This is a genomic window from Streptomyces sp. NPDC089919 (genome assembly GCF_040684615.1).
Taxonomy (GTDB): domain Bacteria; phylum Actinomycetota; class Actinomycetes; order Streptomycetales; family Streptomycetaceae; genus Streptomyces.
On the sequence record NZ_JBFBGK010000017.1, the window covers coordinates 70,903 to 85,920 of the forward strand.

Genomic DNA, 15,018 nt, shown 5'->3' on the forward strand with positions numbered 1-15,018 from the left:
TGCTCCCTCAACTCGTCGGTGTGTGGCCGTACTGCTTCGACACCGAAGGCATCTCGACCGTTACGCACCCATCTCAGCTAATTCGGGGACGAAGGTGCGGATTTGCGTGCCGTAACGAACGCCGGGTAGACGGTGTCAAAGCGGTGGAGGCTGGAAGGAGCCCGCGTTGAACGCTCGGTGGGGCCCGGACGGGGATGATGCAACGGCCGAGGCCGACGACCGGCTTCTGGCCGTACGGGCCGCGGAGGGAGACGAGGAGGCGTTCGAGGTGCTGGTCCTACGCCACTCGCCGGCGATGCTGCAGCTCGCCGAACGCCTGATGGGCACCCGGGCCGAGGCGGAGGACGCCGTCCAGGACGCCTTCGTCAGCGCGTGGCGCAGCCTGCCCGAGTATCGGGGCGAGGCGGGTTTCGGGACGTGGCTGTACCGCATCGTCAGCAACCGGTGCCTGAACCTCCTACGCGCCCGAAGGCCCGTCGCCGGGCTCGAGACGGTCGCCGAACCGGCCGCTCCGGAGCATCAGTGCTCACCCGCCCGAGCTGCGGAGTCGCACGCCGCCGTACGCGACCTCGCTCAGGCCATGGCTGCTCTCTCCGCCGAACAGCGGGTCTGCTGGGTGCTGCGGGAAGTCGAGGGCCAGCCCTACGAGACGATCGCCCGGGCGGTGGGCATCCGGCCGGAAGCGGTCCGCGCACGTGTGTTCCGGGCCCGGCGCATGCTGACGGAGGCGATGGCCGCATGGCGATGAACACTCCCCACCCCGACGAGGGCCCCGACGACGAAACCCTCGAACTGCTCGCCTGTGGACGGGGCCTGGCCGACGTCTGGGAACACGCCGCCCGACCGGGTACCGACCCGCACATCGCCACGTGCACGTACTGCCGGCGCGCCGTGGAGGACCTGGAACACCTGCGGGCCGCCGTGCTCCCCCCTGTCACACCGACCGCCGACATCGACACCGCGGCCGTGGTGCGGCGGGTCATGGACGCGGTCCGCCTGGAGCTGAGGCCCGGACGCAACCTGCCACTCGGCGAAGTCGACGAGGACAGCTGGATCTACGAGTCCGTCGCAGCTCGTATCCTTCGCACCGCGGCCCAGACGGTGCCCGGTGTGCTGGCCGGCAGCTGTCGCATCACCCCGCCGGGCAGTCGTACCCACCCCACACGGGGCCCCTCCACCGTCCACCTCGCCATCAGCGTCGTCTACGGGCAGGACGTGCCGGGGACGATCCGCGCGGTGCGGGAAAACCTCGTCCGGGCCGCCCGGCAGCGCCTCGGCCTGGCGCTCGGCGACCTGGACGTCACCGTGACCGACCTCCACGACGCCCCTACCCCGCCGCGAGAGGCCAGGCCGTGAACAGTGACCGTGCCAAGGCCGTGACCCAGCAGGTCACCGATGCCGTCCTGGCCGTCCCCGGCGTCGCGTGCCTGCGTCCGGGGCTGCGCTCCCTGCTGCAGGCGGCCGGCTCGCGACAGTCGACAGCCGCAGGACGGCAGGATCCGGGCACCGCGGTGCGCGTCTCCTTCGACGCGCGGGGCCGAGTCGCCGCCCTGCGGATCGATGTCGTGGTCCGCGCACCGCACCAGGCCGCCGCCACCGCCCGGGCCGTGCGGGCGGCGGCTGCCGAGGTGGCGGCCACGGCACCGGGGACCGTGCGGGTGACCGTCGCCGGGATGGTGTGACGGCCGCGCGTCGTCCGGCCGGTGCCGTCAGATGCTTGGTGGGCAGGTGAGGATCAGCCAGAGGGCGAGCGACCACACGCAGGCTGCGGCACCCAGCAGCCGGAGCCGCCGGATACGCTCCGCCGCGACCGGGTCATCCTCTTTCCGACCGGTGGCGACGTACGGCACCGAGCCCTCCGCAGGGGGGGTCGGGCATGTCGGTCCGGGCATGGTGCTGTGCCGCACGACTGGCACCGGGGCGGCGGCCGGGCGGCGGGCCGGACGACTCCGGGCTTCTGCCGTCGCGAGCCGGTCGTGTTCCGCCGCGCGGGACATGGCCACGTGGCTGTGCTGAGCCAGACCGGCCAGCAACCTCCGGTAGGCCTCCTTGCGGCTCCCCCGCGGTGTCGAGCGGCCCCGCTCCCAGGAGCGGACGGTGGCAGGCGTCACCCCGAACGCCGCCGCCACCTGCCGGGTCGACAGGCCCCACCGCTCACGCAGCCGTCGCCGCTCGTCCGGGTCGGGCAGGTCACCGGGCCGTGGCCGCGACGCCCGGGACGCGGTGACACCGGTCTGGGAGGGGATGATCTGCTGATGCGCTGTTGTCATATCGATGTGACAATCCGTGCGCGCTGTCTGTGATGCGAGGTGACGGACGATCACCCGGATGCCGCAGCGCGGCCGGGGCCGGCAGCATGCCGACGGTCTGGGCAGCATCGGCACCAGGGGTGGCCTGAGGGCCATGAGGCAGGGGTGGGTCTGTTCGCTTCCGCCGGGCGCTCCCACGGCCGGCCGAGGACCCGTACGAGAGGGCGAACGGGCCGGTCCGGTGCCGGGTAGGAGAGCCAGACATGACGGCGGCAACAGCGGCGGCCCCCGGGCCACCGACCCCCGCGTCAGATCCACAGTACCGACCTGGCCGCTCAGTCCCAGCCGGCAGGGAAAGGCGACGGCATCCCTCCGCGGTGGACGTGGTATCAATCCCGCGGGTCACCTTGCCGGCCTTCTCGGCGTGCACGTGACGCGGACGGAGCCGGAGCATGTCCTCCGTAGGAGTGGCGGTACTCCCCCCGGGTCGTTTTGCCTCAAGCGCTGTACGGCTGGCAGGTTCGCCTTGTGGTTCAGCCCTCCCCCAGGTCTTCAGGACGATCCGGATCGGTGCCCCGTCCGACATCGTGTACCGGTTGAGCGCGCCAGACTGCTGGCATGCAGGAGCATCTTGATACATCGGGTGTGTTCGTCGGGCGCCAGTGTGAACTGGACCTGGTCGTGGCGGCGGCGAAGGGGAGCCGGCTGGTCACGGTGGTAGGCCCTGGGGGGACGGGCAAGAGTCGGCTCGTCAGCCGGTACCTGGAGCGGTACGCCCCGGTTCCTCCAGGCGCGGTGCATTGGGCAGAGCTGTCTTCGCTGCCGGAGGGCACCTCGCTCGCAACGGTCGTGGCCGGTGCGTTCGGTCTGGCCGACCATACTGCCCGTGAGCCCATGGACGCCCTGTGCGCCTGGCTGGGTGGACGTCGGCTGCTCCTCGTCCTCGATTCCTGCGAACACGTGAGCGGTGAGGCCGCCGCCCTCGTAGCGGACTTGCTGACCGTAGCGCCGGGGCTCTCCGTCGTGGCCACCAGCCGCCGCGCACTGGGACTGCCGGCCGAGTACGTCGTACCGCTGGGGCCGTTGGGACATGACGACGCGCTGGAACTGTTTGCCCGCCGAGCCGCGGTCGCAGACCAGGGGCTGGCGTTGCCGTGGCCGGCAGAACGTGTCGGCGTGGCGCGCGAGATCTGCCACCGCCTCCAGGGCATCCCCCTCACACTGGAACTGGCCGCTGCGCAGCTGGGTCACCTGTCGATGGAGGAGCTCGCGCTCCGATTGCGCCGCCGCGTCGACCCGCTGACGGCGAACCGGCCCCACGGGCCGCGCAGGCACCGGAGCCTGCGCACGGCGATCGGCTGGAGCCATGAGGGGTGCGAGCCGGGCGAGCGGCTGCTGTGGGCCCGCCTTTCTGTGTTCCAGGGCCGTTTCGAGGAAGCGGATGCACGCGCCGTATGCGCGGGCGGACCGCTCGATCCTGACGGGGTGTCGGCCGCGCTGGACGGCCTGGCCGCCAAGTCCGTCGTGAGGCGCCGCGGCACCGACCACAGCATGCTCGACACGGTCCGAGAGTACGGTGACATGTGGTTGGGGCACATCGGGGAGCGTCACACGCTGCGCATCCGGCACGCCGCCCACTTCGGAAGCCTGGTGCGCCAGGCGGAGGAAGGATGGCTCGGCCCGGAACAGGGCGCCTGGTACCAGCGCCTGCGAGACCATCACCGCGACCTCTGCGCGGCCCTGGACTTCCTGCTGCGCACCGACCCGGACCAGGCCCTGGCCGTAGCGGCCGGAGCGGCCTTCTTCTGGGCCTGTTGCGGACACCTGCGAGAGGCGAACGACTACCTCGCCCAGGCCCTGTCCTCCGCATCCCGCCCGGGCGAGGCACTGGCGACCCGCGCCCGTTGGGCCCTGGGCGTGGTACTCCTGCTCCGAGGGGAGGAGGGGGCGGCTCGCGATCTCGCGATCGCCGGCGAAGCGGCGGCGATGGTGGCCCACGGCCCCAGGAACGCCGACCAGACCCTCGACGCAGCCTACCTACTGGGCTTGTGCCATTTGGTCGCCGGGCGCCCGCTGGCGGCCCGGATCGTGACCGAGAATGCCCTGGAAGCCCTGCCGGGGGGCGCCTTCACCTCGGCTGCCCGGCTGCGCTGCCACCTTGCGCGGGTCTTCGCCCTGACGGCCACCGGACTGCGTGCCGAGGCGAGATCCGAGGCCGAGGCACTGCGGTCTGGCTGTATCGAGATCGGAGAGCAGTGGGCACGTTCCTACCTCGACTACCAGCTGTCGCTGATCGCCCTCCTGGACGACGACCCGTCGGGCGCCGCGGTGTATGCCCGCTCCATGCTGGAGGCGAAGAACCACCTCGGTGACAGCTTCGGCGCAGCCCTCGGGCTGGACCTTCTCGCCGCAGCTCATGCTGCCGGCGGCGACGCCGCCGCATCCGCACGCGCCGCCGGTGCGGGGTACACGCTGTGGCAGATGGTCGGCCACCCGCAGCGCGGGACCCCGGAACTTGGACCGCTGCGTGAAGAGGGGGAACGCATGGCACGGGGCCGCCTCGGCGACGACAGCTACGACCTTGCGTTCGATGAAGGAGCACGCGGCCACCGGTCCTGATGTCGCTGCGCCAGGGGAAAGGAGGGCATTCCAGCGCGCCGCCATGCGCCCTCGCCCAGCGTGCCCGTAGCTCCGCCGGGAGGTCTCTTGGGGTGAACCCGGCATTCTGCAGGCAACTCCCCATAGCCTGTGCGCAGCCGCACCTGGGGAGGGGAATGTCCGAGGAAACACCGCCGTCCTGGGCCAAGGCGTGCGCGACAGCGTTCTTCGGGCTGAGCGCGCTTGTCGTCACGATCGCGCTCCTCAGCAGCTCCGCCGACGACAAGCCGTCCAGCCCCACCAGGGAGCAGGTGGCGGCGGCCGACTTCGCCAAGTGGCCGTTCACCGTCCCGGACGGAGAGCTCCGCTGCCGCGACGGTCTACTCGTCACCTTCGCCACCAGCGGTTTCGAGTACGGAATCAACGGCATGGCCCAAGACCGCGGCTATCCGCGTCCCGACGCCATCTGGGCATACTCCCCGAGCCTCGGACACGGCCTCAAAGTGAGCATCGACGAGGTCCTGAAACGGGGCCTCCGCCTCTGCCGAACCACCTGACGTTCCACACCATCCCGAGGTGCCGAGGAGAACCATGGGCGCCACGGCTCCTGGCCTCCGCCACCAGGTCCCGCGTGGAAGAAGGCCGGGGGCCATGGCGTGATGGTCTTTCAGTGGATGGGCAGGGCATCCCAGTCGCTGTCGGCCCATTCTCCACCCAGGAGAATCGGCCAGCTGCAGGCTCGATCACCATTCGGGCGCAGCCCTAGGAGAATTCCCAGGTCGCGGAAGCTCGGCTGCCCGGTCGACGTGAAGAGAAGCTCATGCCCGCCGTCCGCCATCCGATCGATCCACGGATCAAGCTCTGACGGAAGCCGCCCCGTCAGGTCCTCGCCTCCGAAATGCACCTGAGGACCGATCAGAGGATCCACGGAAACAGCGACCAAGCGCAGGTCAGTACGGTGGGAATAGTATGCGGTGATCCCCCGGTCCCGGAATCGGGAGAAGACCGCCAGCCCGTTCGACTGAACCCCCTCGTTCGACTCAAGCGCCGATTCCACCTCGCTGGGATTCATCCCAAATTCAAGCGGCCCCACGGATACCAACGGATCCAGCGTCCAGTTCTGGCGGTTCTCGGACAAGGGCTTTTCGAACCACATATTTCCTCGCTGCGAATATTTAGTCGCCTGAATGATCGCATACGATGCGGAGGCTGCCCCACCGGGCAGCAATTGACAGGCTCCGCTCGCTCCACCCGCTACGGTGCGGAAAGCGCGCCGCTCCCGGGCCGCGCACTCCTCGTGTAGCGGCGGCTCGACGCATCCGTGAACGCCTATCCCCGCAGGCGCGTCGCGGCGCCCGGCGCTGCGAGGGGTTTCAGTCAACCTCGGTCGCAGCGGTCCCGAAGGCTGGGAGGGTCGGGGTGTTGCGGCGGAGAGGAGGGGCGGTGCTTGCGGTGAGCGGGGCCGGTCTGGTCGATGTGGAGTTCGCGCACTTTGACGTGGGTGAGGCGGTGGAGGAGGGCTTCACGACGTACGACGACAGGCCGGACTTCAAGACGGAGCGGGACGTGATCCCCACGGCCGGGTGCATCACCGTTGTCTCCCGCGTCCAGGACCACGGGGCTCGCGTGGTGTTGGCCCTGTCCGACAGCCCGGGCCCGCCGGCACAGGGCTGGGAGTTGCTGGGCGCGCTGTCGTACAGGCCGGTGTACGGGGGGCGGATGGAGGTGTGGGGCCCGACATCGGGGCCCGCCGTCCCCACCGCCTGGGCGGTGCACCTGTGGGGGCGGGCGATCGCGCCGGGTGAGCCCGTCCTGGAGCTCGATCCCGGCTCGACGTACCGGGTCCAGGTCTGGGCGCACGGCCGAGGCGAGTCGGCTGAACGCTTCGACGCCGCCCTGCGGGAGGGCGGGGACGCCCCCTACGAGGGGCTGGAGTCGTACGTGATCGTCTTCACCCCCGCCGGACGCCAAGAACCACCGCGCCCGCAATCGTCGGCGACGCGCCTCGAGCGGTCGACGGCGCGCCACGGGAAGATACCGTTGAACATGCGCGGGTAGGCCCGGGCCGGGCCGGACGAAAGTCCGGCTCGGCGATCTTCTGGACAGGTGAGATGGCCAAGGCCCGCAGGAAGCCCTGCGGGCCTTGGCCGGGGCCGGGGTGCTACGACGCCGGCTGGGTTTTCTCTGCGTAGTAGGCGTAGGCGAAACCGCCGTTGTGCGGGCCGGTCACCTCGGCGTTGAATCCGATGAGGCGATCTTTTGTGACGTCAAAACTCACCTGGGACACGGAGTTTCCGCATGAGAGTGATTTCTCCGCCCCCGGGATCGGGTTGTTGTCGAGCGTGACTTTCAGGAGCACTTTCGCCGGGCTGGTGCAGGTGAAAGCGAAGGTGACACTCACGACGTCGTTCGGGACAGCCGGAAGCGTGTTGTCGAACTGCGGCTCCAGGTGCCCCCTGCCTCCGCCCAGGGCCTCCCGGTCGGCGAACGCCCGCTGCAGGACGGCCTCCGCGGCGGCACCATCATCCGGAGCAGCGGCGCTTCGCGACGCGACGGGCCGCGTGCTGGTGGGTGCCGTGTCTGCCGTTCCGTCGGACTGCAGCCTGCGGCGCACAATGCCGCCACGGCGGCGCACAGCCATACAGTGGTGCGCCCCCCGAGCGGATCGCGGATCTCACCGGCTCTGCCTTCCGCTGGACATGTCCCCCTTGCGGGGGGCGTGGATGACGATCGTCTTCGACTTGAGGTTGCAGGGCGGCGCCACCCACGTCTTGACCAACCAGGTGAAGGTATGGCTGCCCGAAACCGCCAAGCTCACGCTCTGCCGAGGGAGCTCCGTTGGGGTGCGGCTTGCTGACCCGCGGCGCGCCTACGAACGCCCCGTTACGCCTCCGGCATCTCAGTCTCCAAGATCCCCGACCCCGTCACCCGCGATCAGCTCTGCGTCTCCTCGCGCCGTCCGACGGCGGCCGCATCGGGTATGACGAGGAGCTTGCCGGTGGTGCGGCGGGCCTCCAGGTCGCTGTGGGCCTGGGCGGCTTCGGACAAGGCGTAGCGGCCCGTCACGGTGACTTCGAGCGCCTGGGAGCGTACCCACTCGAACACCTCGGCGGCCCGGCGGAGGAGTTCGGACCGGTCGGCGATGAAGTCACCGAGGCTGGGCCGGATCAGGGTCAGCGAACCGCCGCCGGCGAGCCGCATCGGATCGAACGGAGGCACGGCGCCACTCGCCGCGCCGAAGAGCACGAGATGGCCGCGGGGCCGGAGGCTGGCGAGGCTCGCATCGAAGGTGTGCGCGCCGACGCCGTCGAAGACGACCGGGAGTCCGTGACCGTCGTTGAGCCGCCTGACCTCGGCTGCGAGATCGAACGCGGAGGAGAGGATCACCTCGGCTGCCCCGGCGCGCTTGGCCAGTTCGGCCTTCGCCGTGGTCGACGTCGTACCGATCACCCTGCCGCCGAGATGGGTGATGAGCTGGGTCAGGAGCAGCCCCATGCCACCGGCAGCCGCGTGCACGAGTACCGTGTCGCCCTTCTGGACCGGGTAGGCGTCCTTGATGAGATAGTGCGCCGTGATGCCTTGGAGGAGCACGGCGGCGGCCGTCTCGAAGTCGATGTCGTCGGGCAGCGGGACCAGCCGGGAGGAGTCCACGACGGCCCGCTCGGCGTACGTGCCGGGAATCTCCACCCAGCCGACCCGGTCCCCGACTGCGACGTCGGCGACGCCGGGTCCGACCTCGACGACCGTGCCGGCGCCCTCGGCGCCCGGGGTGAAGGGCAGCGGCATGCTGTACCGGCCTTCGCGGTGGTAGACGTCGAGGAAGTTGACGCCGGATGCGGCGACCTCCACGACCGCCTCGCCCGGGCCCGGCCGCGGCTGGTCCACCTCGGCCTCCTGCAGCACCTCGGGACCGCCCACCTCGTACACCTGAATCGCTCGCATGACCCCTCCGATGATCGTTTCATCCCCCACCAACCACGGTGATCGCGATCCGATTCCCGGCGACCGGATCGGACCGCCGCCCCGGCCGTCATGGGTCCACCGGGCACGGGCCGAGCAGCAGAACCGCCTCGGTTCAGTCGTACGTTTCGTCGGAGGCGGTTTCCTCGGAGGCGGTGTCGTCGATTTCCGCCGCGGTGTCCTCGTCCCAGGCCTGGTCCTGCTCGGGCTCCGCCTCCTGGACGGGGCTCTCCTCTTCCGCGGCCTGCTCCTGCTCCTGCTCCTGCTCCTGAACTTGGTCCAGCTCCGGTTCCTCCTGGTCCGGGGCCTGGGCTTGTTCTTGTTCCTGTTGTTCCGGCTCGGGCTCCTGGGTCGCCTCCTCTTGTGTCTCGTCGTCGGACGGGTCGGCCGGTGGCGTGGTGCCTGTCTGGCGGAGGGGGTTCATGGGGTCCGTCAGCGACTCGACCTTGATGTCGGCCACCTCCCGTTTCACGGTCTTCGGGGTGTCCGGGCCGGCGTCCGCGTCCGATGCCGGTGACCGCAGTGCGGTCTCGTTGAGGGTCTGGCTGAAGGAACGCGCCTGCCGCAGTTCCCGCGTCTCGCTGTTGACGCCGAACACGTTCCACATCACGGAGTCGGGGGTGAAGGTACGCAGGATCTGGTCGGGCACCCGGTACCACGGGGAGCCGGGGGCGTACGCGTACGCGTTGCCGGTCAGGCCGAGGTCGTAGGAGCGGGACCAGTCGTCGGGGGACGCGTCGGGATGGCTCGTCAGATGCTCCTCCCAGGCCTTCTGCCTCTGCTCGACCAGCGCGTCGGCGCCCGGGTCCGCGCCGGCGTACTGCGACGCCGCGTCCCGCCCTGCCGCGAATCCGCCGGCGTCGATCCTGCCGTCGGCGGCCTGCTCGGGCAGGCGGTCGAGGATCCCTTCGACGGCGGCGAGGTCGGTCCGTCTGGCCTGGAGGCGGTCCGCCGACCAGCCCTTCGCCTCCGCGGAGGACAGGCGTTCACGGAACTCCGCCCTGAACTCGTCGGCGATGTCCTGCGCCTTCTGGGGCGTCCGTTCGGACTCCGGCAGGCCGAACCACCGTTCGGCGAAGCTGTTCTGCACCTCGGTCGACCAGCAGGCCGAGTTCTCGGTGCACGAGTCCGCGTCGATCGTCCTCAGGTACGGACCCAGGAACTTCTCGTTGAGCTGTCCCCCGACCATGGCGCCGGCACCGGCGCCGGCAAGCCCGACGCCGCGGCTCGAGCCGGCGCTCCTGCGGTACGCGCCAGCCGGATCCTCGCCCTCCGGTGCGGCGACGGGGGGCCGGACCGTCCCTCTGGCCTCATCGGCGGCCGGATACCGCCTCGGCCCTGGCTCTTCGGAGACCGGGGGCCTTTCCTCGGCGTACCCAGAGCGGCCTTCTTCTCCCCGGCCTGCTTCACCAGTGAGCCCGCACCCGCGTGACGTGACCGACCGGGACACCCGGCACGAGGCCGAGGAGCCTTCCTCCACGCCGGCCCCCGCTGGTTCGGAAGCCCCGGCCTGTGCGGCGAGCACGCCGGGCGCCTTCTCCGCGGCTGGCAGCTGGGTCTTGCCGTCGACGGTGAAGTATCCCTGCGACTCCGCCGCGGGTGACCACTTCTTGGGGTATCCCCTGGCGTCCAGTTCGGCGACGCGCTCGTACACCTGGTAACCCTGGACGTTCTGCGGCGCTATCTTCCGGTCTGCCACCCATTCCTGCTGGCTGAGCTTGGTCCGGACGGACTCCTTCTCCGCCACCCCTGCCTGCCGTGCCATGTCCTCGGCGTAGGCCATCCCCTCGGGCTTGATCGTGTAGACGATGCCCCGGGAGACCGCGTACGTCCGTGGGGCCCCGTCCGGGCCGATGCGGCGTTCGAAGGCGTAGGTCGCGGGGAAGTTCCCCGTGCCCAGTGCGAACTCCCTCGCCGTGACGGGGCTCTCGGAGGTGGATATGTAGGGGCTGAGGTTCCGTTCGCCGCCCGCCAGGTGCTCCTGGATCGAGAGGTCTGTCGTCACCCGGGAGACCATGCCCTCCGTGAAGGCCCGGCCGGGGTTCGCCTCGAGGAAGGTACCGGAGGACACATACGTGGGGAGTCGGAACGGCTTGCCGGGGTCATAGCGCGGGGTGAAGTCCTCGGGCTGGATCTGCACGCCGCGGTACACGTATGCCGGTGGCTGCCGGGGGCCGGCGGCCGCAGCCGGGTCGGCCCCTTGCGCCGCGGCACGGGTCCCGGGACCGTCGGGCGTCTCCGCCGCGAGTGCCTGGCCTGTGCCCAGCGCGGCCCCGGCCGTCGCGGTCAGGCCGAGCGCGGCGATCCGTACGCCCACCCGGCCGGCGCCCCCGTGCCTTCCCGGCGGGCGGGCCGGCTTCCGGTGCCGCCCCTGGCCGCGGCGCCTCGTGTTGTCTCCCATGACCCCTACTCCTCCTCGACCGGCACGACCGGTCCGGGTGGCCCCGTACGACGGCAGGCCACACGGCCCGCCTGACGGATCGAGCCTGGCAGGGGCACCGCCCGGGGCGCGTCAGACCAGCGGGCCACCTGTCGGCGTCGAAAGGAGCATCACCACGACCGGATCCGCTTCGTTCGATCCGCTGTCCGCGAGTCGGGGACGGGGCGTGACACCGGTGGACGCCGGAGGCCTGGCCTCCGGCGTCCGCTTCGGGCAGTGGTTCTCGTCAGTCGAGGTCGGTCATCCCTGCCCAGCCGGTGCCGATGAGCGTGCCCTGGCCGCCGTACGGGCTGGTGGTGCTGCCGCTGTGGGGGAAGGTCTTGAGGTCGCCGTTGGCGGCGCGGGCGATCAGGTCGGTGTTCCCGTCGCGGTTCATGTCGCCGAACAGGAGGCCGGTGAAGCTGGTGAACCCGGTTCCGATGAGGCTGCCGTTGCCCGCGTACGGGGCGGACGGGTTTCCGGTGTGCGCGAAGAGCCGCAGGTCGCCGTTGGCCGCCCGGACGACCAGGTCGGGCCGGCCGTCCCGGCTCACGTCCGCGAAGTTCACCGCGTCGAAGCCGGTGAATCCGGTACCGATGACGGTGCCGCCGCCGGCGTACGGGGCGCCCGCGTCGCCGGTGTGGGTGAACAGCCGTATCTCGCCCCCGGGCGTCCGCGCCGCGAGGTCGGGCCGCCCGTCCAGGGTGACGTCGGCGAAGTTCAGCGCGTCGAAGCCGCCGAAGCCCGTGCCGATGAGCGCCCCGTTCCCCGTGTACGGACTGGTCGTGCTGCCGGTGTGCGGGAAGACGCGGAGGGATCCGTTGCCGGTGAAGCGGACGATCAGGTCGGGCCGGCCGTCGAGGGTGACGTCGGCGATGTTCAGGCCGTCGGTCCCGTCGAAGCCGGTGCCGACGCGGTATCGGGTGCCCCAGCTGCCGCTCGTGGTGCGCGGGTACGCCCAGACGTCGCCGGCCGCGTCCTTGGCGAGGACGTCGTCGATGCCGTCGAGGTTGACGTCGGCGGCGGTCCCGGTGGGCACCGAGCCGGATCCGCCGGCCCCGCCGGCGTCCACGACGCCGTCGTAGCGGACGGCGTACTCGTAGTTCTGGGCGAGGCTGCTCAGGGTGTGGAAGCCCCGGTTCCCGAAGTTGCTGGCGGCGTACGGGGTCCGCACGGTCTCGCCGGGCGAGTTGAACGAGTAGAAGTAGCCGCCCTGTGCGTGGTCGGCCGGGTCCTTCCAGTGCGAGAAGAGCTCGACGTGGTTGGACAGTTTCTCTAAGCCCACCCGGAGGACGGCGTCGCCCGGGCGCAGGGCGTCGAAACCGGACAGGCGGGTGAGCCGGCCGCCGATCCACTTCTCGTACACCGTGGTGTCGTACGAGCCCTCGCCCAGGTTCCAGGCCATGGACAGGAGCCCGGAGCAGTCGCGCCGGTAGCGGTCGCTGCCGGCCGGGCCGGTGCGCCAGGTGCCCCGGTCGGAGCTGTTGAGGTACGTGTACCCCTGGTCGGCCCAGTACTGGGCGCGGTCGAGCACCTCGGAAGCGGCGATCGGGCCACCCGGCACGGACGCCGCCGAGGCGGTCTGCGGGGCGAGGGCGGCATCGGCGGCCGTGACGGCGAGTGTGGCGGCGGCGATCGCGGCAGTGCCGAGCAGCCCGCCGAGGACGCGGCGCAGTGCGGTGTGAGTCTTCAATGTCACCTCGTTCGGTGCGGAGTTGAGGACTGCTCCCGGCGGGGCCGGGTGCGGGGGACATCGGAGGTGCGGGACCCGGCGGCCGCAGCAGCGGTGCGGTCCGGCGGCTTCTCCAGACGCGTTCGAGTGTGCCGAGGTGCGAGGGGCGCAGGAAGGGGCAGTGACGGTCCGCTAGCGGCCGGGCCGCATCAGGACACCACAGAGGGTTAGATGGACCGGCCGCACCCGTCGCACGCGGCCTCGCGGGCCGGTGCCCGTTCGCGTCGGACGGAGGCCGGCTCTCGCCCGGTCCCGAGCGCCGCCGGTCCCGAGCGCCGCCGGTGCCGGTGCTGCGCGTCAGTCGGGCTGTGGGGGCGGGCGGTGCATGGCCCAACGGATGGTGCCGGTCACCGCCGCTCCGGCGGGTACCGCGCACCACCGTTCGGTGCGGGGCAGCAGGGGCAGGCCGAGCGGGCTGCGGGCCCAGGGCGGCAGGAGGGCGACGGCCGCCGCCGCGAGCAGCGCGTACGGGGGCCGCGCGGGCCACGGCAGCGGGGGCTCGAACAGGACGAAGCGGGCCGCGGCCCGGGCCTCCTCGGTGCCGCGGAGCTCCCTCCGGAAGGCGTCGATCCGGTCCGCCAGCTGCCGTGTGGTGAGGGGTGGGGCGAGGACGCCGAGGGCCTGGCCGACCCGGCCGGCCGCGGCGACGTACGCGTCGCACTCTGCGGGGGTCAGGCGCCGGGCGCCGTAGCGCTGGTGCGCCCGCAGGAAGCTGTCCACCTCGGCGATGTGCACCCACTCGAGCAGGTGCGGGTCGTCCGCGCGGTACGGCTCCCCGTCCGGGGTGCGGCCGCGGATGCGGGCGTGGACCGCGCGCACGCCGTCCACGGCGCGCTGGGCGTCCTCGGTGGTCCCGTACGTGGTGACGGCGAGGAAGGTGCTGGTCCGCTGGAGGCGACCCCAGGGGTCGCCCCGGTACCCGGAGTGGGCGGCCACCGCGGCCATCGCCCGTGGATGGAGGGACTGCAGCAGCAGCGCGCTCAGCCCGCCGACGAACATCGACGCGTCGCCGTGGACGCGGCGGATCGGCTCGTCCGGGGCGAACCACCGCGGGCCGGGGGTGTCGTGGATCCTGGCCCGCGTCTGCGGTCCGGACGGCCCGGCGACACGCTTGAAGAGGGCGTCACCGAGGCGGTCCCGGGCCCGCGGCGGCACCAGCCGGTCCAGACCTCCCGAGATGTTCACCATTGAATTGTCGCTCCGGGAGTGCGTCACGGGAAGCGGCCGGCCCGGGGCGGCGGGCGGCCGGGCGGCGGCCGGCCGCTGCTCCCGTAAAGGCGTGGCTGCCGGGTAGGCGCGGTGCGACAATCCCACCGCACATCGATCTGCATCCGCGTCCGGAGGTCTCCGTGGACATCACCCCGCTGCTGCCGTTGACCGCGTCCCGGCTGTCGCTGCGCCTGTTCACCCCCGGTGACGCCGACGCCCTCCACGCGTACCAGAGCCTGCCGAGCGTGGCGCGCTATCTGTACCGGCCGGTGCACACGCGTGAGCGCAGCGTGCAGGTCGCCGCGGAGCGGGCGGCGCAGGCGGCCTGGAAGGCCGACGGGGACAAGCTGGCGCTCGCGGTATGCCGGCGCGACGAGCCGGGTCTGCTCGGCGAGGTGAGCATCACCCTGGCCGGTGCCCGGGCCGCCCAGGCGGAGATCGGCTGGACTCTCGACCCCGCGCACGAGGGACACGGCTACGCCACCGAGGCGGCGGCCGCACTGGCCCGGTTCGCCTTCGACACCCTGGGCGTACACCGCCTCTACGCACGGCTGGACGTGGAGAACGCCGGGTCCGTACGGGTCTGCGAGCGTCTGGGGATGCGCCGCGAGGCGCACCTGGTCGAGAACGACCTCGACGGGGACCGGTGGGGCAGCGAGTACGTCTACGCGGCGCTGGCCGCGGACCTCGCGGGTCGAGCAGGCGGCTGACCGGCACCGCCGGGCCGTCGTCGGGCGGGAGGCCCCGTCGGGCGGCACCGGCGCGGCCGGGACGCGCCGGACGTTCCGGCCGGCGTGCGCCGACATCCGGAAGGACACCCGGCGGGGCTCCCGGCCCGCTCGGCCTCGGAG

14 protein-coding genes are annotated in these 15,018 nt (G+C 71.7%); 7 read left to right on the top strand and 7 right to left on the bottom strand.

The window, feature by feature from the left end:
• The first annotated feature begins 166 nt into the window (after window positions 1–166).
• The 3 genes from AB0O40_RS10360 to AB0O40_RS10370 are packed head-to-tail and all read left to right on the top strand — an operon-like array spanning window position 167 to window position 1,682.
• Complete coding sequence (locus AB0O40_RS10360) at window positions 167–748, top strand: RNA polymerase sigma factor (protein WP_365037848.1); 582 nt, start codon at window positions 167–169, stop codon at window positions 746–748.
• On the top strand, window positions 739–1,356 hold the full coding sequence (locus tag AB0O40_RS10365) for an Asp23/Gls24 family envelope stress response protein (RefSeq protein ID WP_365037851.1): 618 nt from the start codon (window positions 739–741) through the stop codon (window positions 1,354–1,356). The genes AB0O40_RS10360 and AB0O40_RS10365 overlap by 10 nt, the downstream gene beginning before the upstream one ends.
• On the top strand, window positions 1,353–1,682 hold the full coding sequence (locus AB0O40_RS10370; protein WP_365037853.1) for a hypothetical protein: 330 nt from the start codon (window positions 1,353–1,355) through the stop codon (window positions 1,680–1,682). The genes AB0O40_RS10365 and AB0O40_RS10370 overlap by 4 nt, the downstream gene beginning before the upstream one ends.
• 27 nt (window positions 1,683–1,709) lie before the next feature.
• Here AB0O40_RS10370 and AB0O40_RS10375 read toward each other — a convergent pair whose 3' ends face one another.
• Window positions 1,710–2,270, bottom strand: a complete 561-nt coding sequence (locus AB0O40_RS10375; protein ID WP_365037856.1) for a helix-turn-helix domain-containing protein — start codon at window positions 2,268–2,270, stop codon at window positions 1,710–1,712.
• A gap of 597 nt (window positions 2,271–2,867) precedes the next feature.
• Between AB0O40_RS10375 and AB0O40_RS10380 the strand changes: the two genes are divergently transcribed.
• On the top strand, window positions 2,868–4,868 hold the full coding sequence (locus tag AB0O40_RS10380) for an AAA family ATPase (RefSeq protein ID WP_365037859.1): 2,001 nt from the start codon (window positions 2,868–2,870) through the stop codon (window positions 4,866–4,868).
• Between the two features lie 155 nt (window positions 4,869–5,023).
• Window positions 5,024–5,404, top strand: a complete 381-nt coding sequence (locus AB0O40_RS10385; RefSeq protein ID WP_365037862.1) for a hypothetical protein — start codon at window positions 5,024–5,026, stop codon at window positions 5,402–5,404.
• Window positions 5,405–5,514: 110 nt separating this feature from the next.
• Here AB0O40_RS10385 and AB0O40_RS10390 read toward each other — a convergent pair whose 3' ends face one another.
• The gene (locus AB0O40_RS10390) at window positions 5,515–6,003 is read right to left on the bottom strand and encodes a hypothetical protein (protein ID WP_365037865.1); all 489 of its coding nucleotides are present in this window, start codon (window positions 6,001–6,003) and stop codon (window positions 5,515–5,517) included.
• Window positions 6,004–6,290: 287 nt separating this feature from the next.
• Between AB0O40_RS10390 and AB0O40_RS10395 the strand changes: the two genes are divergently transcribed.
• The gene (locus AB0O40_RS10395) at window positions 6,291–6,905 is read left to right on the top strand and encodes a hypothetical protein (protein ID WP_365037868.1); all 615 of its coding nucleotides are present in this window, start codon (window positions 6,291–6,293) and stop codon (window positions 6,903–6,905) included.
• A 103-nt stretch (window positions 6,906–7,008) separates the two neighbouring features.
• Here the strand turns inward: AB0O40_RS10395 and AB0O40_RS10400 are convergent, their stop codons facing one another.
• The 5 genes from AB0O40_RS10400 to AB0O40_RS10420 all read right to left on the bottom strand — a co-directional run bounded on the left by AB0O40_RS10400 (window position 7,009) and on the right by AB0O40_RS10420 (window position 14,143).
• The gene (locus AB0O40_RS10400; RefSeq protein ID WP_365037871.1) at window positions 7,009–7,488 is read right to left on the bottom strand and encodes a hypothetical protein; all 480 of its coding nucleotides are present in this window, start codon (window positions 7,486–7,488) and stop codon (window positions 7,009–7,011) included.
• A gap of 293 nt (window positions 7,489–7,781) precedes the next feature.
• Window positions 7,782–8,789, bottom strand: a complete 1,008-nt coding sequence (locus tag AB0O40_RS10405; RefSeq protein ID WP_365037874.1) for a quinone oxidoreductase — start codon at window positions 8,787–8,789, stop codon at window positions 7,782–7,784.
• Window positions 8,790–8,922: 133 nt separating this feature from the next.
• On the bottom strand, window positions 8,923–11,208 hold the full coding sequence (locus AB0O40_RS10410; RefSeq protein WP_365037877.1) for a hypothetical protein: 2,286 nt from the start codon (window positions 11,206–11,208) through the stop codon (window positions 8,923–8,925).
• 265 nt (window positions 11,209–11,473) lie between these two features.
• A complete protein-coding gene (locus AB0O40_RS10415; protein WP_365037879.1) occupies window positions 11,474–12,919 on the bottom strand; it encodes a VCBS repeat-containing protein in 1,446 nt (481 codons plus the stop codon).
• A gap of 336 nt (window positions 12,920–13,255) precedes the next feature.
• Entirely contained in the window at window positions 13,256–14,143 is an 888-nt protein-coding gene (locus tag AB0O40_RS10420; protein ID WP_365037882.1) for an oxygenase MpaB family protein, read from the bottom strand.
• A gap of 164 nt (window positions 14,144–14,307) precedes the next feature.
• On the opposite strand from AB0O40_RS10420, the gene AB0O40_RS10425 reads away from it, so the two are divergent.
• On the top strand, window positions 14,308–14,877 hold the full coding sequence (locus tag AB0O40_RS10425) for a GNAT family N-acetyltransferase (protein WP_365037885.1): 570 nt from the start codon (window positions 14,308–14,310) through the stop codon (window positions 14,875–14,877).
• Window positions 14,878–15,018 lie beyond the last annotated feature (141 nt).

What these genes read in the sequence shown, in the direction of transcription:
- AB0O40_RS10390 (WP_365037865.1), bottom strand. Translation starts at nt 6,003, where the DNA reads ATGTGGTTCGAAAAGCCCTTGTCCGAGAACCGCCAGAACTGGACGCTG.
- AB0O40_RS10400 (WP_365037871.1), bottom strand. Translation starts at nt 7,488, where the DNA reads ATGGCTGTGCGCCGCCGTGGCGGCATTGTGCGCCGCAGGCTGCAGTCC.
- AB0O40_RS10365 (WP_365037851.1), top strand. Translation starts at nt 739, where the DNA reads ATGGCGATGAACACTCCCCACCCCGACGAGGGCCCCGACGACGAAACC.
- AB0O40_RS10410 (WP_365037877.1), bottom strand. Translation starts at nt 11,208, where the DNA reads ATGGGAGACAACACGAGGCGCCGCGGCCAGGGGCGGCACCGGAAGCCG.
- AB0O40_RS10375 (WP_365037856.1), bottom strand. Translation starts at nt 2,270, where the DNA reads ATGACAACAGCGCATCAGCAGATCATCCCCTCCCAGACCGGTGTCACC.
- AB0O40_RS10380 (WP_365037859.1), top strand. Translation starts at nt 2,868, where the DNA reads ATGCAGGAGCATCTTGATACATCGGGTGTGTTCGTCGGGCGCCAGTGT.
- AB0O40_RS10405 (WP_365037874.1), bottom strand. Translation starts at nt 8,789, where the DNA reads ATGCGAGCGATTCAGGTGTACGAGGTGGGCGGTCCCGAGGTGCTGCAG.
- AB0O40_RS10385 (WP_365037862.1), top strand. Translation starts at nt 5,024, where the DNA reads ATGTCCGAGGAAACACCGCCGTCCTGGGCCAAGGCGTGCGCGACAGCG.